Source organism: Plantibacter flavus (genome assembly GCF_002024505.1).
GTDB classification, from domain to species: Bacteria; Actinomycetota; Actinomycetes; order Actinomycetales; family Microbacteriaceae; genus Plantibacter; species Plantibacter flavus_A.
Genome location: NZ_CP019402.1, coordinates 2,749,098 through 2,770,358 on the forward strand (window position 1 = coordinate 2,749,098; position 21,261 = coordinate 2,770,358).

Here is a 21,261-nt window from a genome sequence, read left to right on the forward strand (position 1 = left end):
TCAGCCGGTGACCGCGCCGGCGCGGTACCCGACGCCACGCACCGTCATGACGATCTTCGGGTTGTCGGGGTCTTCCTCGACCTTGGCGCGGAGCCGCTGCACGTGGACGTTCACGAGCCGGGTGTCGGCCTTGTAGTGGTATCCCCAGACCTGTTCGAGCAGCATCTCGCGGGTGAAGACCTGCTGCGGTTTGCTCGCGAGCGCGAGGAGGAGGTCGAACTCCAGCGGTGTGAGCCCGATGACGCCGTCGGCGCGACGGACCTCGTGGCCGGCGACGTCCACGGTGAGGTCGCCGATGCGGAGGGTCTCCGCGAGGTCCGCGGCCGGCGCGCGCAGCCGCGTGCGGATCCGGGCGACGAGCTCCTTCGGGTTGAACGGCTTCACCATGTAGTCGTCGGCGCCGGACTCGAGCCCCTTCACCACGTCCGCGGTGTCGGACTTCGCGGTCAGCATGATGACCGGGACGCCGGACTCCTGGCGGATCAGGCGACACACCTCGATCCCGTCGATCCCCGGGAGCATGAGGTCGAGGAGGACGAGGTCGGGCTTGGTGTCGCGGAACGCCTGGAGCGCGCCGCCGCCGTCCGCGCAGAACGACGGCTCGAAGCCCTCGGTGCGCAGCACGATGCCGATCATCTCGGCGAGTGCGGTGTCGTCGTCGACGACGAGAATGCGTGCGTTCATAGCTCCGTCTCGGGTGTGACCGGCCGGCCGCGCTGCCTGACCGGTGTCCTTACGTCTCGCCTCAGCGTAGTCGAAGTGTCCAGGAGAACCGCCGAACCGCCGGTCGCGGGCAGGCTCGGTGTGACAACATGGAAGGGTTCGAGACGGCGAGGGGGTGTTGCTGATGGACACGGAACAGCGAGCCGGGGGCGAGATGGGCGATCAGGACCCGAACCCGTGGGCGACGCCGCAGGGGCCACAGCAGCCGCCGGCGCCGGAGCCGGCGACACCGCAGCCGCTCCCACCGCAGCAGGGGTATCCGCAGCAGCCCGGCTATCCGCCGCTGGCCCCACAGGGAGCCCCACAGCAACCCGGCTATCCGCCGCAGCAGGGATACCCGCTGCACCCCGGGTACCCGCCGCAGCAGCCCGGGTATCCGGCGTACCCACAGCCGGGATACGGCCAGCAGCCGCATCCGCAGCAGGTCCCGCCCCAGTACACCCAGCCGTACCCCCAGGCTCAGCAGCCCGGGCACGGGACCCCTCCCTCGGCTCCGAGCGCCGCCTACGACGTGAACCCGTACGCGTCCGGTGCGCCCTGGGCCCCGGGCCCCCAGCAGGGATGGGCACCACCGCCGAAGCCGGGGCTCATCCCGCTCCGGCCGCTGTCCTTCAGCGACCTGTTCGGCGCGCCGTTCCTCGTGCTGCGACGCAACCCGAAGGCGACGTTCGGGAGCGCCCTCCTGCTGCAGGGGCTCACCGCTGTCCTCTCACTCGTCATCGTCGGCGTCGTCACGTGGCTCTCGTTGAACCGGCTGTCGCAGGCGGCCCCCGGCGAGGAGGACGCCATCAGCGCTGGGGCCATCACGGCCATCATCCTGTCCTTCCTCATCCCGGTGGCGGTCTCGATCGCCGGTAGCGCGATCCTGCAGGGCATCATCGCGCAAGAGGTCGCTCGCGGCACCCTCGGCGAGAAGCTGCCGCTTGGCGTGCTCTGGCGGCGCACGAAGGCGCGCTTCCTGCCGCTCATCGGCTACACCTTCCTCCTGATCGGTGTCGTGACGGTGTTCATCGCCGTCGCCGTGGGCCTCGGATTCGTGCTGACCGGTCTCGGCGGGACCACGGGGGTGGTCCTGACGGTGGTCATGGGCATCGGCGCCCTACTCGTCCTCATCGCCGCTTCCGTGTGGCTCGGGACGAAGTTCTCCCTCACACCGAGCATCATCGTCCTCGAGAACGGCAGGGTGTTCCCCTCGCTCGCTCGCTCCTGGCGCCTGACCGACGGCTACTTCTGGCGGACCTTCGGCGTCCAGTTCCTCGTCTCCTCGGTCGTCAGCGTCGCGTCGCAGGTCGTCGCGACCCCGATCAGCCTGCTCGCGAGTCTCGTCCCCGTGCTGTTCGTCGGGGTGGACTCGGAGGCGACCATGATCGTCGCCACCATCGCCGCGCAGGGCCTCTCCCTGCTCGTCTCCGTCATCATCGGCGCGATCACGGTCGTCGTCATCAGTGCCACGTCGGCGGTCATCTATGTCGACCTGCGGATGCGCAAGGAGGGGCTCGACCTCGACCTCGCGCGGTTCGTCGAGGCGCGCGCGGGCGGTCGCGAGACGGTCGACAACCCCTTCGACGCCGCCGCCGCCGGAGGCAAAGCGACCCGATGAGCCCGCTGTTCCTCGCGTCGCGCCTCGACGTCCCGCTCGTCCCGGATGCACCGGGCGCCCGGGACCTCCTGCAGCGTGAGCTGTCGAAGCCCGAGTACCAGACGGCGCAACCGTCGCTGTGGGACATCGTGTCGAAGGCGTTCTGGGACTGGGTGAACTCCCTCCGGGTACCGGGTGAGGGCCCCTTCACCGGCCTGTTCCCGATCATCGCGATGACCGTGGTCGTCGTCGGGATCGTCATCGCGTTCATCGTGTGGGGCGTCCCCCGCCTCAACCGGCGGAGCGCCCGTCAGCTCGACCTCTTCGGCGAACGCGACGATCGGACCGCCGAGCGGTTGCGTCAGGACGCGAGGACCGCCGCCGCGGCCGGCGATTGGACACTCGCGCTCCAGGAGCTGTATCGGGCGATCGCTCGCGGACTGTCCGAGCGGACGATCGTCGTGGTCACCCCCGGCACGACGGCGCACGGTTTCGCCGCCCGGGCGGCGGCCGCGTTCCCGCAGGACGGGCGCGCGCTCGCGGAGGCCGCGGACGTCTTCGACGCCGTCCGCTACCTCGAGGCGACGGGTACCGAGGCACAGTACCGGGAGCTCGAAGCACTCGACGCGCGGCTCTCCGTCGCCGCGCCGCAGCTCCTCGCCGACCCCGAGGAGCTGGTCCGTTGACGCTCACGACGAAGCCCACGGAGCATGGGCAGCCCGAGCCCGACGTCGCCACACCACGGCTGCGGACCCGGCTGCGACGGAACCGGTTCTGGATCATCGCGGCGGTCTTCGCGGTCGGGATCGCCCTCGTGCTCATGTTCGCGACGCGAGGCGCGTCGATCGACGCGGCGCTGCTCAGTCCGGGCAACCAGACTCCGAACGGCGGACGCGCGCTCGCGCAGGTGCTCCGTCAGGAGGGCGTCACCGTGACGGAGACCACCACGCTCGACGCGACACTCGAGGCCGTCGAGGACACCGACAGCACCGTCCTCCTGTTCGATCCCAGCGGGCTGCTCGACGCCTCGCAGCTCGAGCGGTTGGGCGACGCCGACGCCGGACTCGTCGTCGTCACCCCCCGGGCCGCGGCGCTCCGCACCCTGTTCCCCGGCGTCTCGTTCGCGGGCAGCTCGGATGCCACCGACGTCCTGTCGTCCGACTGCGGCGACCCAACCGCCGAGCGGGCGGGGACGGTCACCGGTGGCTGGACGCTGTACACGACCACCGACACCGACGCCGAGGGCTGCTTCACGGCCGACAGCGGCGGGAGCGCGGTCGTGACGCAGGCGGACGGCGAACGGGTGCTGCTCGGCTCGGCCGACGCCCTGACGAACGACGTCGTCGACCGTGCGGGGAACGCCGCCCTCGCACTCGGCCTGCTCGGCTCGACCGAGCAGTTGATCTGGTACCTGCCGAGCCTCGCCGACGTGCCCGTCACCGGCCCCCCGAGCCTCGACGCGCTGACGCCGAGCTGGGTCGCCGGGGTCACCGGCACCGTCGTCATCACGGCGATCCTGGCCATGTTCTGGCGCGGGCGCCGCTTCGGCCCGCTCGTCATCGAGGACCTGCCCGTCGCGGTCCGCGCGAGCGAGACGATGGAGGGGCGCGCACGCCTCTACCAGCGGTCCGGCAACCGTCAGCGGGCGCTGGACGCGCTGCGGATCGGTACCGTGTCCCGCCTCGCGGTCGCCGCAGGCCTCTCCCGCCACGCCTCGGTCGTCGAGGTCGCCGACACGGTCGCCGGACTCGCCGGACTCGACCCTCGGCACGTGCGGTCCGTCCTGCTCGACGCCGTACCGACGAGCGACGCCGAGCTCGTCTCCCTGTCCGATCACCTGCTCGATCTCGAAGCCGCCGTCGCGCGCGCCACGGACCTCACCGGAAGGAACCATCCATGACCGACGCCCCCGTGCCAGGATCCACCGCACCGAACCCGGACGACCTCCGGCGAGCACTCGCCCAGGTCCGCGTCGAGGTCGGCAAGGCCGTGGTGGGTCAGGACGCCGCCGTCACCGGGCTCGTCATCGCGCTCCTCGCCAAGGGCCACGCGCTCCTCGAGGGTGTGCCCGGCGTCGCGAAGACGCTGCTCGTCCGATCACTCAGCCACGCGCTCAGTCTGGACACGAAGCGTGTGCAGTTCACGCCCGACCTCATGCCCGGCGACGTCACGGGCTCCCTCGTCTACGACGCCAAGACCGGGGAGTTCGAGTTCCGCGAGGGCCCGGTGTTCACGAACATCCTGCTGGCCGACGAGATCAACCGCACACCCCCGAAGACCCAGTCCGCCCTGCTGGAGGCGATGGAGGAGCGCCAGGTCAGCGTCGACGGCCGTTCGCTCCCACTCCCGGACCCGTTCATCGTGGCCGCCACGCAGAACCCGATCGAGTACGAGGGCACCTACACGCTCCCCGAGGCGCAGCTCGACCGCTTCCTGCTGAAGCTCGTCCTCGACGTGCCCGAACGCGACGTCGAGGTGGAGGTGCTCCGACGGCATTCCGCCGGGTTCAGCCCACGCGACCTCACGGCTGCGGGCGTCCGCCCGGTCATGGGCGCGGCCGATCTGCGGGCGGCGCAGCTCGAGGTCGGACGCGTGGGTGCCAGCGCCGACGTCCTCGCCTACATCGTCGACCTCGCACGCGCCACGCGGCGCAGCCCGTCCGTCCGGCTCGGGGTCAGCCCGCGAGGGACGACCGCCCTCCTCGCCGCGGCGAAGGCCTGGGCCTGGCTGAGCGGCTACCAGTCGATCACCCCCGACCACGTGCAGACGATGGTCCTCCCGGTGTGGCGCCACCGCATGCAGCTGCGGCCCGAGGCCGAGCTCGAGGGTGTCTCGGTCGACGCGATCCTGCGTTCGATCATGCAGCAGGTGCAGGTGCCCATCTAGATGGCCGTCACCGGGAGGTTCGTCGCGCTCGTCGCGTTCGGCATCGTGCCGATCGTGGTGCTCGGCGTGCTCACGGGCGACGCAGCTCCGGCGTTCATCGCGTGGCTCGTGCTCGCCGCCGCGCTCGGAGCGCTCGACCTCGCGGTCGCCGGTTCGCCTCGTGACATCGTCCTGCAGCGGCAGCTGCCGTCCCGGGTCAGGCTCGGTGACTCGGCGACGAGCACCCTCTTCCTGACGAACCGCGGAGGTCGCCGCGTCCGGGCGCTGGTGCGCGACGCCTGGCAGCCATCGGCCGGCGCGCCCACCGAGCGGCTCCGCGTCGACCTCCCGCCCGGTGAGCGGCGGAGCCTCAGCCTGGTGCTCACCCCGTTCCGTCGGGGCGAGCGACGGGTGTCCCAGGTCACGGTGCGGTCGTTCGGTCCGCTCGGTCTCCTCGCTCGACAGGCGACGCTGAACAGCACCGGGCACCTCCGGGTCCTGCCGGCGTTCACTTCCCGGAAGCACCTCCCGAGCCGGATCGCACGCCTCCGCGAGCTCGACGGCGCGACGAGCGTCATGGTCCGCGGTCAGGGCACCGAGTTCGACTCCCTCCGCGAATACGTGCGAGGTGACGACGTGCGTTCGATCGACTGGCGTGCCACGGCACGACGCGGCGACGTCATGATCCGCACCTGGCGGCCCGAGCGTGACCGCCGGGTCGTCATCGTCACCGACACCGGCCGCACTTCGGCTGCCCGCATCGCCGATGAGCCGCGCATCGACACGGCGTTCGAAGCCGCGCTCCTGTTGGCCGCCCTCGCCACGAGAGCCGGGGACCGCATCGACTATCTCGCCTACGACCGGCGGGTGCGTGGTCGCGTCCAGGGCGCGACCGGTGCCGAACTCCTCTCGAGGATGGTCGACGCGATGGCGCTCGTCGACCCGGAACTCATCGAGACCGACTGGGACGCCGTCCCCGGCCAGGTCAGACAGATCACGAACCAGCGCGCCCTCGTCGTCCTGCAGACCTCGATCGACGCCCCGGGGCCGCGCGCGGGCTCCTCGCCGTCCTCCCCCAGCTCACACAGCGCCACACGGTGGTCGTGACGAGCGTCGTCGACCCGGCGACCCTAGAGGCCACGCGCGACCGCGGCGACCGCGAGACCGTGTACCGCGCCGCTGCGGCCGAACGCGCCCTGCTCGACATCGAACGCGTGTCGGCGGCGATCAGACAGCTCGGGGCCGACGTCGTCACCGGTTCACCCGAGACCCTGCCTCCGGCGCTCGCCGACGCCTACATCGCGCTCAAGGCCTCCGGTCGACTCTGACCCGATCCGTCGCCGATCGACGGGGTCCCTCCGCGTGCCGGCGGGACCCGGGAGAACGGATCAGCGGCCCTTGCGCTTCTTGCGGCGTTCCCGGGCGAGCTCCTCCTGCTTGGCCTTCCGCGCGGCGAGCTGGGCGCCCCGGCTCGTCCCGGCGGCGGTGCCCTGGGTCGAGCCGGCCTTCGGCTTCTTCCGTCGTCTCGCGGCCTGCTGCGGTGCAGGAGCGGCGGCCTGCTCGGTCGGGGCGGACCGTCGCGAACTGTTGGCCGTGCGTCCGCGCACGATGCCGATGAACTCCTCCACGGCTTCGTCCTCGCGGTCCTGAGGCCACACCAGCACGACCGGGATGGATGGAAGATCGGCGATCGGACGGTACTCCACGTCCTTCCGCTGGTGCAGTCGCGCGACCGACTGCGGGACCACGACGATTCCGACCTCGGACGCGGCCAGCTCGACCGCGGCCTCCGGGTCGTCGGTCAACGGCGCCGCCGAGGCCTCGAACCCGAGCGCGGCGGCACGTTCGGCCCACTCGAGGACGAGCGGCGTCATGATCAGCTGCTCGTCGGCGAGCGCGGCCATCCCGACCGTGTCCTCGGCTCCGAGGGCAGCGCCCTTGGCGAAGACGACGACGGGGAGCTCCTCGAACAGGGCGATCGTGTTCAGCCCGTCATGGTCGATCGGGACCCGGGCGAGCACGACGTCCGCCGCACCGGAGGCCAGGACCGCTCGCTGCTCGTCGAGGTCCACCCGGATCAGGCGGAGTTCGTCGTCCGGACGGCGCTCGCTCCAGATGCGCGCCCACTTCCCCGGGTTCACGCCGCGTGCGTAGGCGACGGTCAGCGCCGGCGGAACGATCTCCGGCACCGTGTCGGCGCCGATCCCGTCGTCGCCGACCTCGATCCCGTCGACCTGGTCGTCCTGCCTGTCCATCGAAGCCTCCACTGCTCGGCTTGCCACACTACTGCAGCTCAGTCGACGGGTGATCCGGCCGGTTGGGCGAGGACACCGCAGCGAGGTACGCTGAGCGGATGGGTGCGAGCGAACAGATCATGAAACCGGCGACCGCGGCGAAGAAGCTCGGGGTCTACCTGCCGGCGACCCCGGCGTCGTTCCAGGAGGAGCCGATCACGCGGTCGGCGTTCCTCGAACTGCAGGCGAACCCGGCGGACTGGCTCGTCGAGCTCCGCAAGAACGGACCGCACCCGCGCGACGTCGTCGCCCGCAAGCTGGGCGTGTCGACCTCCGGTCTGGCTCGCGCCGAGATCACCGAGGCGTTGACCACCGAACAGATCCAGGAGCTGCTCCGCACGCTGCCCGCCTGGCTCGTGCAGGAGCGTGCCGTCCACGCCGAGGTGAACGCCGAGAACGCCCGGGTCAACGCCAGGAACGCCGAGCGCCGCGCACGATCCGAAGCCGGCGAGTAACCGTCAGCCGGCGACGATCCGCTTCGCGCCGGCCTCGAACGCAGCCAGGTCGCCGCGCTCACCCGAGCGGTACGCGCGACCGCCCCACCAGCACATGTAGGTCAGGAACGCGGCGAGCGCTCCCCCGCCGATGAGCATCTTGACCGCCCACGGCCACGGTGCCGGCGTCACGAAGCCCTCGACGAGCCCCGAGACGAAGAGCACGATCACCAGCCCGATGGCGATCGTGAACAGCGCTCGGCCCTCCTCGGCAAGCGCCTGGCCCCTCGTCCGTGGCCCTGGTGCCACCCAGGCCCAGAAGATGCGGAGACCCGCCGCTGCCGCGACGAACACCGCCGTGAGCTCGAGCATGCCGTGCGGGAGGATGTACTCGAAGAACACGTCGCCCTTGCCGTAGGCGAACATGACGCCCGCGGCCTGCCCGACCCCCTGGGCGTTGGTGACGATGATGTACGGGACCCAGACGCCGCTGATACCGAACGCCACGCATTGCGCTGCGATCCACGCGTTGTTGGTCCACACCTGGCCGGCGAAGCTCGCGGCCGGGTTGTCGGAGTAGTAGGCGACGAAGTCGTCCTCGACGTACTGCCTGAGCTGGGCGTCGGTACCGAGGTTCGCGAGGACCTGTGGGTTGCCGGCGATCCACACGGCGTACAGGGTCGCGATGACGACGGTCGCGACCGCTACCGCGAGGGTCACCCACCGGACCCGGTAGAGCGCGGCCGGCAGCGCCAGGACGAAGAACCGCGGGACACTCGACAACACGTTCGCACTGGCCCCGGTGAACCGGAGGCGTGCCCGCGACAGCGACACCGAGAGACGGTCGCCGACGAGCGTCGATCCGGCCGTCGTCTTGATCGCGGAGAGCTGGGTCGCCCCGGCTTGATAGCGGTCGATCAACTCATCGGCCTCAGGCCCGCTGAAGAACCGCTGCTTGCCGAGCGCGTCGAGGCGGTCCCATTCCTGGCGGTGGGCTGCGGAGTAGGCGTCGAGGTCCATCGCAGCCATGCTACGCGGTGGCGGCGCTCCATGGCCGGTCCCCCGCGCATCTGCTTGAATGGAGCACATGTCCGAACCGGCCAGGGTCCCGCTGCACGAGACGACGCTGGACGACGGCACCGAGCTCATCACCGGCGAGGCGGTCGCCCTCGACGTGCGGCCCACCGGATTCATCCTGCGCGCGGCGGGTGCCATCATCGACTACGTAGTGTCGATCCTCGTGTTCGTCGGCCTCATGCTCGCGATGTTTTCCTGGATCCTGTCGGGAGTCGCCATGGACACCGCGATGTTCACCGCCATCGTGCTCGGCCTGACGGTGCTCTGCCTCGTCGTCCTGCCGGCAGCGGTCGAGATCGCCACCCGCGGACGGTCGCTCGGCAGACTGGTCGTCGGTGCGCGGATCGTCCGAGACGACGGGGGTGCACCCGGCTTCCGGCACGCGTTCATCCGTGCGCTCACCGGGTACTTCGAGATCTACGCCACAGCTGGCGGCATCGCCGCACTCACCGGCCTGCTCAGTGCTCGCTCGAAGCGCCTGGGCGACGTGCTCGCCGGGACCTACAGCCAACGTGAGCGTCTGCCGCGGGTGGTGGAGCCCGTGGCGATGATCCCGCCGCAGCTCGCCGCCTGGGCCGGCGGTGCGGACGTCGCCCGACTGCCCGACCCGCTGGCGCGGCGCGTCACCCAGTTCCTCAAGCAGGCCGGCTCGCTCACCCCGGCCACGAGGACCCGATTGGCGGCCGAACTCGCGGCAGAGGTGTCCCGATTCGTGTCGCCCCTGCCGATCGCTCCGCCGGAGGCGTTCCTCGTCGGGGTCGCCGTCATCCGCCGGGAGCGCGAGTACCAGGCCCAGCTCGCGGCCCGTCAGCGACTGTCGCTCCTCCAGCCGGTGCTGAGCGGTCAGCCGCACCGGTTCCCCGACCGCTGAGGCGGGGAACCGGCGACACCGCCTAGTAGCGGTAGTGGTCGACCTTGTACGGGCCCTCGACCGGCACACCGATGTAGTCGGCCTGCTCGCCCGTGAGCGTCGTCAGCTGCACGCCGAGCGCGTCGAGGTGCAGGCGAGCGACCTTCTCGTCGAGGTGCTTCGGCAGCACGTACACGCCGATCGGGTACTCCTCGATCCGCGTCCAGAGCTCGAGCTGTGCGAGCACCTGGTTCGTGAAGGAGTTGCTCATCACGAACGAGGGGTGCCCCGTCGCGTTCCCGAGGTTCATGAGGCGTCCCTCGCTGAGCACGAGGACGCTGCGCCCCGTGGGGAGGCGCCACTCGTGGACCTGGGGCTTGATCTCGATCTTCTCGGCGCCCTCGAGCGCCTCGAGCGAGGCCATGTCGATCTCGTTGTCGAAGTGCCCGACGTTCGAGACGATCGCGAGGTGCTTGAGCGCGAGGATGTGGTCGAGGGTGACGACGTTGAAGTTGCCGGTGCACGTCACGATGATGTCGACCTGCTCGGCGACGCTCTCGAGGGTCGCGACCTGGAAGCCGTCCATCGACGCTTGGAGGGCGCAGATCGGGTCGACCTCGGAGACGATGACCCGAGCGCCCTGGCCGCGGAGGGCCTCGGCCGCGCCCTTCCCGACGTCGCCGTAGCCCGCGACGAAGACGACCTTGCCACCGATGAGCACGTCGGTCGCGCGGTTGAGGCCGTCCGGCAGCGAGTGCCGGATGCCGTACTTGTTGTCGAACTTGCTCTTCGTGACCGAGTCGTTCACGTTGATCGCGGGGAACAGCAGCTCACCCTGCTTCGCCAGCTCGTAGAGGCGGTGGACACCGGTGGTGGTCTCCTCGGTCACGCCGAGGATGTCGGCGGCGACCTTCGTCCAGCGGTCGCTGCTGCCGGCGAGCGAACGGCGGAGCACGTCGAGGACGATGCTGTACTCGTGGCTGTCGGCGTCGGTCGTGTCGGGGACCGCTCCAGCCAGCTCGAACCGACGGCCCTGGTGGACGAGCATGCTCGCGTCGCCACCGTCGTCGAGGATGAGGTTGGGGCCGGTCCACTCGGCTCCGGCCGTGGCCGCTTCGGTCGACCAGTCGAAGATCTGCTCGGTGCACCACCAGTACTCCTCGAGCGTCTCGCCCTTCCAGGCGAAGACCGGCACACCGGCCGGTGCCTCGACGGTCCCGTGCGGACCGACGGCGACGGCGGCCGCCGCCTCGTCCTGGGTCGAGAAGATGTTGCAGCTCGCCCAGCGCACCTGGGCGCCGAGCGCGACGAGTGTCTCGATGAGCACCGCGGTCTGCACCGTCATGTGCAGCGAACCGGCAATACGGGCGCCGGCGAGGGGCTGGCTCGCGCCGAACTCCTCGCGGAGGGCCATCAGGCCGGGCATCTCGTTCTCGGCGAGGCGGAGCTGGTGTCGGCCGGCCTCGGCGAGCGACAGGTCGGCCACCTTGTAGGGCAGGGTGGTCGTGGGGGCAGACGGTGCGGAAGAACTCATGACGCCATTCTCGCAGACCGTCACGCGTCGTGGACCTTCATGTCGGCCCCGAGATCGGCAAGGCGCGGTGGGATGCCGCTGGTCAGGAGCCGTAGCCGACGTCGCCGAGGACGCTGTGCTTCACGACGCTCCAGCCCTGCGGCACGCTCAGCCGTACGGCATGGATGGAGCAGAGGTCGTAGCTGTGTGGACTCTTCTCGATGCTCAGCGGCCCGAGGACGGCCATCGAGTCACGGTAGTCATAAGTCAGCGTCGCTACGGGCTCGCGCGAGCAGCCGACCTTCGAACACATCCTGTCCACCATTTGCCCCAGCGTAGCCCGGCGGCGCCGGCGGCACCGTCCGGCTCGCCGGTCGAGCGGGTCTGAACCGGGCCGCCGACGACACCTAGACTGGACGCATGGCGCAGGCTGACGAGGAGACGCGAGGCGCCCTCTCGCGCCGCCGATCACGGCACGGTCGCAACGGTCGTTCGAGCGTCGTCGGACCGGACGTGCCACCGATCGACACCCGGATCGACCAGTTCGACCTGACGGTCGCCACCACCGCCGACTACCTCCGCGGAGCCTGGCCCGCCGAACTCGCCGACGTCCGGTTCGAGGTCGGCGCGATGCCGGCGCAGAACTCCGGGACGGACGGCGTCGACCGTTGGTTCGTCGACCGAGCACGCCGACGGATCATCCTGTACCGGCTGCCCATCCAGCGGATGAGCAAGCTCCACCGGAACGACGAGCTGCATCAGCGCATGATGGTGGAGAGCTGCGTGTTCCGCGCCGTCGCCGAGCTCCTCGGCAAGGACCCCTGGGACCTCGGGCCGGAACGCTACCGGTTCCTCTGACCCGCGGCCGCCGCGGTCACCGCGGGTAGACGCTGATCGGCGCAGCCAGCGGGTTCGGCGGTGTGACCGGCAGTGATGTGAGCCGCCCCGCCGCAGCGAGACTGATCGAGGCGTGGAGGCCGTCGCCCCCGGCGAGGACGTAACTCTGACCCGGGCCGACGCCGAGCGTCACCGCGGCTCCGGCTCCGACCTTCGCCGTGGTCTCCTTGCCGTCAGCCCCCGTCAACGTGAGTTCGGCGTCGGTGCCGGTCGGGTTGAAGACGTGGAGCTTCTGTCCCGGCCCGGTCGGGACGGTGAAGGCCGCGGTGTCGTCGAGTGCGGGTGTCGCTCCGAACCAGGCGAAATCCTCGAGCGTTCCGCCGCGCGAGTTCGTCCTGGCCGCGGCGACCACCGGTCGGGTCGAGGTGACCTCCAGCGAGAACTCACCGGCCGGGAGGTCGGCCAGGGCGATCTCGCCGGGAACGCCCGGCTGGATGGTGGCGTCGATGACGATCGGCTCGTCCTTCGCGTTCTCGCGGGTGGCGGTGATGACGACGTCGGCGGCATCGGATCCCGGCGCGAACAGTCTGAGGGCCGTGGCCCGGTCGTCGACGGACGCGGTGTCGGAGCTCGCCCCTGCGGCCGCCGGGGCGGTGACGACGACGCCCGGGATGACGAGGTCGGTCGAGGGCGACGCGGTCGGCCCCTGGACCTCCACGCCGCCGGGGGTCAGGACGCGGACCGTGCTCTGCTGGAGCGCGGCCACCACCTGACCGCCCTCGCTCGACACGTGCACGACGGGGGTCGGCTCGTTGGGCGCGAGGCCGGTGAGGGCGATCACGCGCTGCGTGCCGGTGGCGACGACGATCCCGGCGGCACCCGGAGCGTCGATCCGCCCGGCAGCACCGAAGACCTCGAGGGTCACGTTCGCATCGACGGCCGACGGATTGCTCAGCAGGACCAGCGTGGTGCGACCGATGTCACTCGACCCGCCGACGAGCCAGCTCTCGGCCGAGGCCGGCGTGCAGGCGGCGGCCGCCAGACCGGCGACCTCGGCTTCGGCGGCGATCTGCGACTGCGCGCCACTCAGTGGGGTCACCGTCCCGTCGGTCGCGCCGGGGACGGTGATCACCGTGGGTCCGCCGTCCGCCGCGCCGCTCGTGTTGTCGGGTGCGGCCAGCTCACGCGTCGTGGGCGTCACCCCGTTCGCTCCGAAGTCGACACTCGCCGGGCCGAAGGAGCCGGCTGCCGTGGCGGCCGTCGCGTCCTGGGCCAGGGCGAGCAGCGGCCCAGGGCACACGACCGACTGGTCGCCGGCCACCGGGGTGACTCGGATGTCCTGAGGGGCGATCTCGACCGTCGGGAGGGGCAGTTGCCCGGCCGCTGCGATCGTGACCGCGGCGATCCCGATCCCGACGAGGCCGGTGACGATCCGACCGGAGGTGATGGCGACTCCGCGCTTACTGGGCATGCGGCTGCTCCGTTCCCGGGGTGTCCCGGCGGGTGGTATCGGTATCCGGCGTCGTCTCGGTCGAGTCGCTCGGATCCGCCTCGGACACGACGGCATCGCCCGTGGCGATCGCCGGTTCGTCGGGGACCTGGTCGGCCGTGGTGTTCGAGTCCACGACCGCGTCGGCGGCCGGCGTCGATCCGGTCACGTCGGGGTCCGGGTCGACGGCGTCTTCCACCACCACCCCGGTTCCATCGCGAGCGACGGTGTCATCGGCCGACGCGGCGTCGGGGGTCGACGGAGCGTCATCGACCGATACGGCGTCATCGGTTGCCTCGGCCGGTGCCGACGCGGGAGCGGGTGCCCCGGCGGAGGCCTGACCCCGGCGCCACCAACGCGGCTTGGAGGGACGGGTCGACCCGTCGGCGGTGTCGGCCGACGCGGATCCCTCCGCCTCGTCGTCGAGATCGGCGGTCGGTTCCTCGTCGTCATAGGTGCCGGTCGCGTCGTCGTCGATCACCGCGACCGTCGCCCCAGACGCGGCCGCCTTGCGAGCGGCACGGCCCTTCAGCTTCGCCGGCTTCCTGGATCCCGCGCGGTACCCGTCGCGGGACGCACCGTTGGGGATGCTCAGGAGAAGCGTGATGAGGAACACGACGCCCAGGCCGACACCGATGAGGGTGCCGAGCACGTTGGACGTGGGGAGCTCGGGGCCGGTGCCGACGTCCGCGACGGTGCGCCAGAGCGTCCCGCTCGTCGTGTCACCGACGGCGACCAGCGCTGCGTTGGCGTCGAGCGCACTCGTCGCGCGGCCGGCGGTCTGACCCGCCACCGTCTGCTCCTCGCCGTCGGCGACCGGCGACAGCAGCACGAAGGCGATGCCGTGCTCGACGAGGGTCTCCGTCGGGTCCAGTCCGCTCTGCGACGCGAGGTTGCCGGCGAGCTCGGCGACGACGCGGTCGTCCGAGGACACGCCGGGGGCCGTCTGGGCGATGGTCGACTGGCCGTCGAGCGTCTCCCCCTGGCCACGGATGACGACCGCGGTGATGGTGCCGTCGTCACCGGGTGTGATGACGAGGGTGCCGAGCCGAGGATCGGTCTGCGTCGCGGCCGTCACGTAGGCGGGCAGCTGGCGGCCGGAGCTCTCACGGACCACCGAGGTGCCGAGGGGCTGGGCGAGGGCGAGTGGGAGGACGATCACCGCGGCGGCGAGGACCATGACGAGGGCCGGGACCGCCCGGAACCGTGGGATGCGGTCGAGGCCGAGGGTCGCAGCGCCCACGATCCCGAGCCAGCAGAGGCTGATCGCCGCACCGGCCCACACGGGGACGGCCGTTCCGGCGGCGGAGGCGAGCAGGAGGTGTGTGGCGAACACCGCCGACACGAGTCCGAGGAATGCCGCGATGAGCAACGGGACGGCCCGTCGGGACCCTGGGAGGAACAGGGCCAGCAGGGCGACGATCGCGAGCGGCGCGAGCAGCGCGGGCACCACGATGGCGGGAGCAGCACCCGGCAGCCCGAGCGCCGCGCCGAGCTGGCTCCATCCACCCAGGCTGCCGCCGGGGAAGCCGAGGGACAGTTGCCAGCCGGACGCCGCGGTCGCAGGTGTCGCGACGCCCGGATCCGCGAGGAGTCCGAGCCAGTTGTTGCGATGGATCCCCTGCTGCCAGATGAGCGGGGCGAACAGCGCGATGGCGGGTATCGGGACGAGTCCCACCCTCGCGACTCCCCGACCGGCGAAGACCATCGCCACGAGCCAGATGACGAGCAACGCCGGGGCCAGGGACGGCGAGCTCGCGACGATCGCGGCGAAGAGGAAGGCGCTCGTGCCGGCTGCGGCCCACGACCGGGAAGCGACCACACCCGCATAGAACAGCCAGGGCAGCAGGACGTGGACGATGACGGCCGCGGGACGACCGTCGGCCAGCGCCGTCAGGAGCGTCGGGGCGAGCGCCCAGAGCAGCGCCGCCACCGCACGGGGTCCGCTGCGCTCCGTGAGCCGGGTGGCGGCGAACCAGGCGCCGAGCGCGGAGAGCGGCAACGCGAGCAGGAAGAGCAGGACCAGGGAGAACGAGGGCTGCCAGAAGGTGACGGTCCCGAGCACCGCGAGGACGGCGCTGAACGGGTCGGCGGCACCGACGAACCCGAGGCCGACGTCGCGCCACCCGAAGCCGATGTGCTGCCAGAGGTCGCCGACCGTCGCCGAGAGCGGGAGGAGTCCCCCGCCGGTGAGGTAGGTGGCGCCGAGGAGCGGGGCGAGGATCGCCGCTCCGATGACCGCCGTCGCGAGGACGACCCAGGCGCCTCCGCCGGAGAAGAAGCGGAGGTCGCGTTCCTCGCCGATGAAGCCGATCTGCGTCGCCTCCCGCGCGAGCGCGCGTTTGCGTCGCACCTCGTCGAGTCGCATCCGCAAGCCGGCGATGCTCGACCAGCCCAAGGTCCGGTTCTTCGCGAGCTGGCGCCGGGCGCTCCCGACCTTCGTCCCGGAGAACGCGACGGCGAACGCCGCCGAGAGCTCGCCCAGCACGAGCTCGGGCTGCTTCTTCACGAAGTGCCCGATGACCCGCAGGATGGCGAGGGGCACGAGGCTGAGCCAGTGCACCGGGACCATGATCCCGGGCGCATAGACGAGACGGCGGTGGAGCTGTGCGGCGCGGGCCTGACGGTGGCGGCGGCGACGCGCGCCGAGCCGGTTCGACCAGGAGGGCCCGGCGATGCCTTCGCCGGCGGAGGCGACCCGCGCCGTCGGCACGACCGCGACCAGGTAGCCCGCGAGGCGGGTCCTGATGCAGAAGTCGAGGGCGTCGTCCGCCACGAGGGCCTGGTCGAAGCCGCCCAACTGGTCCCACAGCTGATGGCGGACGAGCATGCCGGCCGGACCGACCGCCATCACGTCGTTCATGGTGTCGTGCTGGGCCTGGTCGAGCTCGTCCTCGACCACGGGGACCGCCGCACCGAGGGTGGTGATCGTCTCGCCGTAGCGACGGAGGAACGACGCGTCGTCCCAGTCGAGGATCTTCGGGCCGGCCACACCGACGGACGGTGAGACCTCGAGGGCGCCCAACAGTGCGGCGAGCGCCGTCGGCTCCGGAGCCGTGTCCTCCGAGAGCAACCAGAGCATCTGCTCGGCGTCCTCAGGCTGATCGGTGACGCGGACGCCGGCGGCCACGGCCTGCGCGAAGCTGAGGTCCTCGGTCGAGGTCACGAGCTTCATGCCGGGGACGCGGCCGAGTTCCTCGATCGTCGCCTCACTCGCGCGGGTGGCGACGGCGATGATCCCGTCCGCCGGACGGGTCTGGGCACGGAGGGCGTCGAGCGTGCGTGCGAGCGGCTCTGAGCCGTCGCGCACCACGAGAATCGCCGTTACTCGGGGAGACATCGGATTCAGACTAAGCGGGTCCGGCCGGAAGAGCGGGAACCGAGCGGGCGCGCCCCGAATCGGGGGCGTTCCGGTGAGCCGGGAGCGGCTCGGTCGGCGTTCGAAGAAGCGTCAGACGGCGCGTTTGCGCAGCTTCCGGCGCTCGCGCTCGGAGAGGCCGCCCCAGATGCCGAAGCGCTCATCGTTCGCGAGCGCGTACTCCAGGCACTGCGACTTGACGTCGCAGCTGGTGCATATCCGCTTCGCGTCGCGCGTGGATCCACCCTTCTCGGGGAAGAACGCCTCGGGGTCGGTCTGCGCGCACAGCGCATCGGTCTGCCAGGAGAGCTGGGTGTCGTCCTCGCCCTCCGCAGCGGGCTGACGGACGCCGGGGACTCCCAGATTGACCGGATCGACGAACCAGTCGTCGGGTACTCCGGCACGATACTCAGGAATCGCCATACCGTCTCCCCACCTACTCGTACCCTGCGCCACGCGGCGCGATACATAATTACACCCTTGTAGTTATGGTCGAGTCAAGTCGCACATCGTAAAGCCTCAATCACGAGGTGAGGGTTCGCGACGCGCCGCGTGTGACCCGAACTGGGTGTCGGGGCCAGTCGGGGCGGATCGTGCGGCCGCGCGACGTCAGTCGGCGGCGCGCCTGGCCCGCCATGCGCTCTCCACCATCTGGCGCAGATCGTGTCGCATCCGCCAGTCGAGGTCGCGCGCTGCGAGCGCGCCGGACGCGACGATCCGTGCGGGATCGCCCGCCCTCCGCGGCATGATCTCGGGGGTGAAGTCGATCCCGGTCACCTCCGCCATCGCGGTCATGATCTCGCCGACGCTCGACCCGTCCCCGCTTCCGAGGTTGTACGCCGCCTCGAGGGGCTCACCCGCATCGAGCCGCTTGGCTGCGGCGACGTGCGCGGCCGCGAGATCCGCGACGTGCAGGTAGTCGCGGACGCAGGTGCCGTCCGGCGTCGGGTAGTCGTCGCCGTTGATGCGGGGGGTGCGTCCGGCGAGGAGCGCATCGAAGACGAGCGGGAAGAGGTTGTGCGGGCTCGTGTCGTAGACCTCGTCCGTCCCGGAGCCGACGACGTTGAAGTACCGCAGCGACGTGTGGCGCAGCCCGGTGGCGACACCCTGGTCGCGGAGCAGCCACTCACCGATGAGCTTGGACTCGCCGTAGGGCGACTCGGGTGCTTTCGGGGTGTCTTCGGTGACGAGGTCGACGTCCGTGGTCCCGTACACCGCGGCGCTCGACGAGAAGACGATGCGCTCCACCCGGTGCTCCTCCATCGCGGCGAGCAGCATCGCGGTGGCCGTGACGTTCTGGGCGTACGTGTGGAGCGGGCGCTGCACGGAGACACCCGCGTACTTGTACCCGGCGACGTGGACGACACCGCTCAGCTCGAACTCGGAGAAGGTGCGCTCGAGGACCGAGCCGTCGAGCAGGGTTCCGCGGACGAACGGCACACCCGCAGGAACGAAGCGTTCGTGTCCGCTCGACAGGTCGTCGAGGACGACGACGTCGATCCCCTCCGCTTGGAAGGCCCGCACCACATGGGCTCCGATGTATCCGGCTCCGCCCGTCACCAGCCACGCCACGATGCTTCCTCCAGGGAGTCCTCCACCTGCCGTGCTGCAGACGGAGTGACCAGACTACTGGAGGCGCGTGCGTCGTGCGCCGGCACGGCTGGGGACACGGCGATAGCCGTCGGTCAGGACGGCACGGAGGGTCGCGGCGGAAGCCACGACGGCGATGAGGACGGTGAGGATGCCGATGACGAGTGCGATGATGGACATGTCTGAAAATCTAGGAATGGCGAAAAACTGCCACCAGTGGCAGGATGGACGCAAATGAGCACATTCCTGCCAAATCGATCATCCGGAGGTCCCATGCTGTCGAAGGTCGCCCTGCTCGCCATCCCGGGGCTGCAACCGTTCGAGTTCAGCGTCGTCTGCGAGGTCTTCGGCATCGACCGGTCGGACCAGGGCGGTCCCGCCTTCGACCTCCGCATCGTCACGAAGGACCCCGGTCCGGTCCGGATGAACCTGAGCGACGACGGTGCGCGGGGCTTCGACATGATCGTCGACGACGACCTGTCGTTCGCGGCCGAGGCGGACCTCGTGGTGATCACCGGTCGTGGTGGATCGCGCGCCGGAGCGGTCGACGAGGCCTACCTCGACGTCCTCCGAGCGGCTGAGGCACGGGGTGCCTGGGTCCTCAGCGTGTGCAGCGGGTCGTTCGTCCTCGGTCAGGCAGGGCTGCTCGACGGTCGGCGCAGCACGACCCACTGGATGTACACGAGCGAGCAGCAGATGACGTTCCCGGGCACCACCGTCGACCCGGACGTGCTGTTCGTCGAGGACCGCAAGGTCATCACGGGCGCGGGGACCGCTGCCGGCATCGACGCGTGTCTGCACCTGGTACGACAGGAGTACGGCGCGGCGAGCGCGAACGTCATCGCCCGCCGGATGGTCGTCCCGCCACAGCGTGACGGCGGTCAGGCGCAATACGTCCTCTCCCCCGTCGCGGCGCAGCAGTGCGAGTCGCTCGCACCGGTCGTCGACTGGATGCTCGACCACCTCGCCGAGGACCTGCCCATCGGGCGTCTCGCGCGGCAGGCGCACATGTCCGAGCGGACCTTCGCACGCCGCTTCCGCTCGGAGCTCGGCAGCACGCCGGCCGCCTGGCTGAACCGGCAACGCCTGTTCCGAGCCCAGGAGATGCTCGAACGGACCGACCACGGTGTCGAGCGGATCGCGGCGGACACTGGGTTCGGCACCGCAGCCGTCCTCCGTCACCACTTCGACCGTGTCCTCGGGACCACGCCTGCCGCCTACCGGCGGAGTTTCGGGGTGCGGGAGAGCGCCTGAGCCGCGTGGACCGGGCCACCCGGCCGGGCGGTCAGCCTTGGGTGGTCGCGAGGAAGAGGGTTCCGGTCCCGGAGAAGCGCAGCTCCGCCTCGTCGGGCGTGATGAAGGCGTAGCCACCTCGACCGAGCTCGATGGACGAGGTGGCTCCGGTGATCCGCACCGAGCCGTCGACCACGATCGCGATCCCGGGGCCGGGGAGGTGGAACGAGGGATCCTGCTCGGACGGCTCATCGGACAGGTCCACCCGCAGCAGCTCGAAGTCCGGCACGTCGGGGACGAAGAGGCTGAGCCCCCCGCCCAGGTCCGTCGGGGTGAGCCACGGCACCGGCCGCGGCTCGAACTCCAGGACCTCGAGCAGCTCGGGCACGTCGACGTGCTTCGGGGTGAGCCCGCCGCGCAGGACGTTGTCACTCGCGGCCATGAGCTCGACGCCGATGCCGCGGAGGTAGGCGTGGATGTTCCCGGCTGGGAGGTACAGCGCTTCGCCGGCTCGCAACGTGACGAGATTGAGGAGGAGTGCGACCGCGATGCCGGGATCGCCCGGATACTCCTGGGCGAGCCGTCCGACCAGGGTCCGCTCGGCGTCGAATGCACCCGAACCGGGAGCAGCGGCGGACGCGACGAGGGCGTCGAGCAGCCCGCCGGGGAGCTGCTCGAGCAGGGTTCGCACGGTGTCGCGGAGCCCGTCGGGGGCGGCCAGCATCCCGCGGAGCATGGTGATGCGCGCCGCAGCAGCCGGATCGGGCGCCGAGGCCACCAGCTCGGCGAGCAGCGCATCGGTCGCATCGAGCTCGCGGAACCCGCAGAGCGCCTCGAAGCCGTCCCGGAGGGCGACGATGAGTTCCGGCTTGTGGAGCGCGTCCTTGTAGTTGCGGTGCGGAGCGTCGAGCGGCACCCCTCGCGCGTTCTCGGCGGCGAAGCCCGCGGCGGCGCGGTGCAGGTCGGGGTGGGCCTGCAGCGAGAGCGGATGGGCCGCTGCGAGGATCTTGAGGAGGAACGGCAGCGAGCCGTGCCCGCCGAGCGCGGAGGGATCGGCGGCGAGCCAGCGCTCGAGGTCGGCGTGTCCCCCCACCGTCGACGGATCCGCGATCGGCGTCGGCGCCCCGGGGTGTGCGCCGAGCCAGAGTTCCGCCTCCGGACGTCCTGAGCGCTCGGACCCGAGCACCTCCGCGATCGCCGTCGACGACCCCCACGCGTAGTCACGAGGAGTGGCACGGAGCGGCACGAACATGGTGGGGCCCTTTCGACGGACGAGGGTGACGCGCCAGCCGGACCCTGGGGCCGCTTGGCGTCGTCCTACAAGCCGTGCGACGCGGTCGCCCGGCACCGTGCACCAAACTACCAAGCCGTTGTCCGCGCCGAGCGCACCTGCCTAGGCTGGCCGGGACGCCGATCCGG

19 protein-coding genes and 1 pseudogene are annotated in these 21,261 nt (G+C 71.0%); 9 read left to right on the forward strand and 11 right to left on the reverse strand.

Features of this window, described 5'->3' with window-relative positions; genetic code table 11:
- Positions 1 to 684, reverse strand: a complete 684-nt coding sequence (gene mtrA / locus BWO91_RS12845) for an MtrAB system response regulator MtrA (protein ID WP_064295232.1) — start codon at positions 682 to 684, stop codon at positions 1 to 3.
- Between the two features lie 163 nt (positions 685 to 847).
- Here mtrA and BWO91_RS12850 point away from each other — a divergent pair, with 163 nt between their 5' ends.
- The 5 genes and pseudogenes from BWO91_RS12850 to BWO91_RS12870 all read left to right on the forward strand — a co-directional run bounded on the left by BWO91_RS12850 (position 848) and on the right by BWO91_RS12870 (position 6,495).
- Complete coding sequence (locus BWO91_RS12850) at positions 848 to 2,323, forward strand: hypothetical protein (protein ID WP_079002808.1); 1,476 nt, start codon at positions 848 to 850, stop codon at positions 2,321 to 2,323.
- A complete protein-coding gene (locus tag BWO91_RS12855; RefSeq protein WP_079002809.1) occupies positions 2,320 to 2,988 on the forward strand; it encodes a DUF4129 domain-containing protein in 669 nt (222 codons plus the stop codon). The genes BWO91_RS12850 and BWO91_RS12855 overlap by 4 nt, the downstream gene beginning before the upstream one ends.
- Positions 2,985 to 4,202 (forward strand): DUF4350 domain-containing protein, encoded by a 1,218-nt coding sequence (locus tag BWO91_RS12860; protein ID WP_153303455.1) that lies wholly within the window; start codon positions 2,985 to 2,987, stop codon positions 4,200 to 4,202. The genes BWO91_RS12855 and BWO91_RS12860 overlap by 4 nt, the downstream gene beginning before the upstream one ends.
- Positions 4,199 to 5,188 carry an AAA family ATPase gene (locus tag BWO91_RS12865; protein WP_064295230.1) on the forward strand — a complete coding sequence of 330 codons (990 nt, stop codon included), beginning with the start codon at positions 4,199 to 4,201 and terminating at the stop codon, positions 5,186 to 5,188. The genes BWO91_RS12860 and BWO91_RS12865 overlap by 4 nt, the downstream gene beginning before the upstream one ends.
- Positions 5,189 to 6,495: pseudogene (locus BWO91_RS12870) on the forward strand (DUF58 domain-containing protein).
- 60 nt (positions 6,496 to 6,555) lie between these two features.
- On the opposite strand, the gene BWO91_RS12875 reads toward BWO91_RS12870, so the two are convergent.
- Complete coding sequence (locus tag BWO91_RS12875; protein WP_064295228.1) at positions 6,556 to 7,422, reverse strand: LysR family substrate-binding domain-containing protein; 867 nt, start codon at positions 7,420 to 7,422, stop codon at positions 6,556 to 6,558.
- A gap of 98 nt (positions 7,423 to 7,520) precedes the next feature.
- On the opposite strand from BWO91_RS12875, the gene BWO91_RS12880 reads away from it, so the two are divergent.
- Complete coding sequence (locus tag BWO91_RS12880; RefSeq protein ID WP_056012681.1) at positions 7,521 to 7,916, forward strand: DUF5997 family protein; 396 nt, start codon at positions 7,521 to 7,523, stop codon at positions 7,914 to 7,916.
- Between the two features lie 3 nt (positions 7,917 to 7,919).
- Here BWO91_RS12880 and BWO91_RS12885 read toward each other — a convergent pair whose 3' ends face one another.
- Positions 7,920 to 8,915 (reverse strand): stage II sporulation protein M, encoded by a 996-nt coding sequence (locus tag BWO91_RS12885; protein WP_079002810.1) that lies wholly within the window; start codon positions 8,913 to 8,915, stop codon positions 7,920 to 7,922.
- A 67-nt stretch (positions 8,916 to 8,982) separates the two neighbouring features.
- Here BWO91_RS12885 and BWO91_RS12890 point away from each other — a divergent pair, with 67 nt between their 5' ends.
- A complete protein-coding gene (locus tag BWO91_RS12890) occupies positions 8,983 to 9,843 on the forward strand; it encodes an RDD family protein (RefSeq protein ID WP_064295226.1) in 861 nt (286 codons plus the stop codon).
- A 22-nt stretch (positions 9,844 to 9,865) separates the two neighbouring features.
- Here BWO91_RS12890 and ahcY read toward each other — a convergent pair whose 3' ends face one another.
- Positions 9,866 to 11,356, reverse strand: coding sequence for an adenosylhomocysteinase (ahcY, locus tag BWO91_RS12895; RefSeq protein ID WP_064295225.1), 1,491 nt, complete (start codon positions 11,354 to 11,356; stop codon positions 9,866 to 9,868).
- Positions 11,357 to 11,438: 82 nt separating this feature from the next.
- Positions 11,439 to 11,660 (reverse strand): DUF3499 family protein, encoded by a 222-nt coding sequence (locus BWO91_RS12900; protein ID WP_064295224.1) that lies wholly within the window; start codon positions 11,658 to 11,660, stop codon positions 11,439 to 11,441.
- A 95-nt stretch (positions 11,661 to 11,755) separates the two neighbouring features.
- On the opposite strand from BWO91_RS12900, the gene BWO91_RS12905 reads away from it, so the two are divergent.
- Complete coding sequence (locus BWO91_RS12905; protein WP_064295223.1) at positions 11,756 to 12,193, forward strand: metallopeptidase family protein; 438 nt, start codon at positions 11,756 to 11,758, stop codon at positions 12,191 to 12,193.
- 16 nt (positions 12,194 to 12,209) lie between these two features.
- On the opposite strand, the gene BWO91_RS12910 is transcribed toward BWO91_RS12905, so the two are convergent.
- The 5 genes from BWO91_RS12910 to BWO91_RS19680 form a co-directional block, all read right to left on the reverse strand.
- A complete protein-coding gene (locus BWO91_RS12910) occupies positions 12,210 to 13,643 on the reverse strand; it encodes a DUF5719 family protein (protein ID WP_064295222.1) in 1,434 nt (477 codons plus the stop codon).
- Complete coding sequence (locus tag BWO91_RS12915) at positions 13,633 to 17,001, reverse strand: glycosyltransferase (RefSeq protein WP_079002811.1); 3,369 nt, start codon at positions 16,999 to 17,001, stop codon at positions 13,633 to 13,635. The genes BWO91_RS12910 and BWO91_RS12915 overlap by 11 nt, the downstream gene beginning before the upstream one ends.
- A 111-nt stretch (positions 17,002 to 17,112) precedes the next feature.
- Entirely contained in the window at positions 17,113 to 17,442 is a 330-nt protein-coding gene (locus BWO91_RS12920; protein WP_079002812.1) for a WhiB family transcriptional regulator, read from the reverse strand.
- A gap of 186 nt (positions 17,443 to 17,628) precedes the next feature.
- Complete coding sequence (galE, locus tag BWO91_RS12925; RefSeq protein ID WP_064295220.1) at positions 17,629 to 18,591, reverse strand: UDP-glucose 4-epimerase GalE; 963 nt, start codon at positions 18,589 to 18,591, stop codon at positions 17,629 to 17,631.
- 54 nt (positions 18,592 to 18,645) lie between these two features.
- Positions 18,646 to 18,789 (reverse strand): hypothetical protein, encoded by a 144-nt coding sequence (locus BWO91_RS19680; RefSeq protein ID WP_153303456.1) that lies wholly within the window; start codon positions 18,787 to 18,789, stop codon positions 18,646 to 18,648.
- A 93-nt stretch (positions 18,790 to 18,882) separates the two neighbouring features.
- Here BWO91_RS19680 and BWO91_RS12930 point away from each other — a divergent pair, with 93 nt between their 5' ends.
- Positions 18,883 to 19,863, forward strand: coding sequence for a GlxA family transcriptional regulator (locus tag BWO91_RS12930; protein ID WP_064295219.1), 981 nt, complete (start codon positions 18,883 to 18,885; stop codon positions 19,861 to 19,863).
- A gap of 31 nt (positions 19,864 to 19,894) precedes the next feature.
- Here the strand turns inward: BWO91_RS12930 and manA are convergent, their stop codons facing one another.
- A complete protein-coding gene (gene manA, locus BWO91_RS12935) occupies positions 19,895 to 21,094 on the reverse strand; it encodes a mannose-6-phosphate isomerase, class I (protein ID WP_079002813.1) in 1,200 nt (399 codons plus the stop codon).
- Between the last annotated feature and the right edge of the window lie 167 nt (positions 21,095 to 21,261).

Bases quoted from the DNA above. Each gene is read 5' to 3' on its own strand.
- mtrA (WP_064295232.1), bottom strand. From the start codon at position 684: ATGAACGCACGCATTCTCGTCGTCGACGACGACACCGCACTCGCCGAG.
- BWO91_RS12850 (WP_079002808.1), top strand. From the start codon at position 848: ATGGACACGGAACAGCGAGCCGGGGGCGAGATGGGCGATCAGGACCCG.
- BWO91_RS12855 (WP_079002809.1), top strand. From the start codon at position 2,320: ATGAGCCCGCTGTTCCTCGCGTCGCGCCTCGACGTCCCGCTCGTCCCG.
- BWO91_RS12865 (WP_064295230.1), top strand. From the start codon at position 4,199: ATGACCGACGCCCCCGTGCCAGGATCCACCGCACCGAACCCGGACGAC.
- BWO91_RS12875 (WP_064295228.1), bottom strand. From the start codon at position 7,422: ATGGACAGGCAGGACGACCAGGTCGACGGGATCGAGGTCGGCGACGAC.
- BWO91_RS12880 (WP_056012681.1), top strand. From the start codon at position 7,521: ATGGGTGCGAGCGAACAGATCATGAAACCGGCGACCGCGGCGAAGAAG.
- BWO91_RS12885 (WP_079002810.1), bottom strand. From the start codon at position 8,915: ATGGACCTCGACGCCTACTCCGCAGCCCACCGCCAGGAATGGGACCGC.
- BWO91_RS12890 (WP_064295226.1), top strand. From the start codon at position 8,983: ATGTCCGAACCGGCCAGGGTCCCGCTGCACGAGACGACGCTGGACGAC.
- ahcY (WP_064295225.1), bottom strand. From the start codon at position 11,356: ATGAGTTCTTCCGCACCGTCTGCCCCCACGACCACCCTGCCCTACAAG.
- BWO91_RS12900 (WP_064295224.1), bottom strand. From the start codon at position 11,660: ATGGTGGACAGGATGTGTTCGAAGGTCGGCTGCTCGCGCGAGCCCGTA.
- BWO91_RS12905 (WP_064295223.1), top strand. From the start codon at position 11,756: ATGGCGCAGGCTGACGAGGAGACGCGAGGCGCCCTCTCGCGCCGCCGA.
- BWO91_RS12910 (WP_064295222.1), bottom strand. From the start codon at position 13,643: ATGCCCAGTAAGCGCGGAGTCGCCATCACCTCCGGTCGGATCGTCACC.
- BWO91_RS12915 (WP_079002811.1), bottom strand. From the start codon at position 17,001: ATGTCTCCCCGAGTAACGGCGATTCTCGTGGTGCGCGACGGCTCAGAG.
- BWO91_RS12920 (WP_079002812.1), bottom strand. From the start codon at position 17,442: ATGGCGATTCCTGAGTATCGTGCCGGAGTACCCGACGACTGGTTCGTC.
- BWO91_RS19680 (WP_153303456.1), bottom strand. From the start codon at position 18,789: ATGTCCATCATCGCACTCGTCATCGGCATCCTCACCGTCCTCATCGCC.
- BWO91_RS12930 (WP_064295219.1), top strand. From the start codon at position 18,883: ATGCTGTCGAAGGTCGCCCTGCTCGCCATCCCGGGGCTGCAACCGTTC.
- manA (WP_079002813.1), bottom strand. From the start codon at position 21,094: ATGTTCGTGCCGCTCCGTGCCACTCCTCGTGACTACGCGTGGGGGTCG.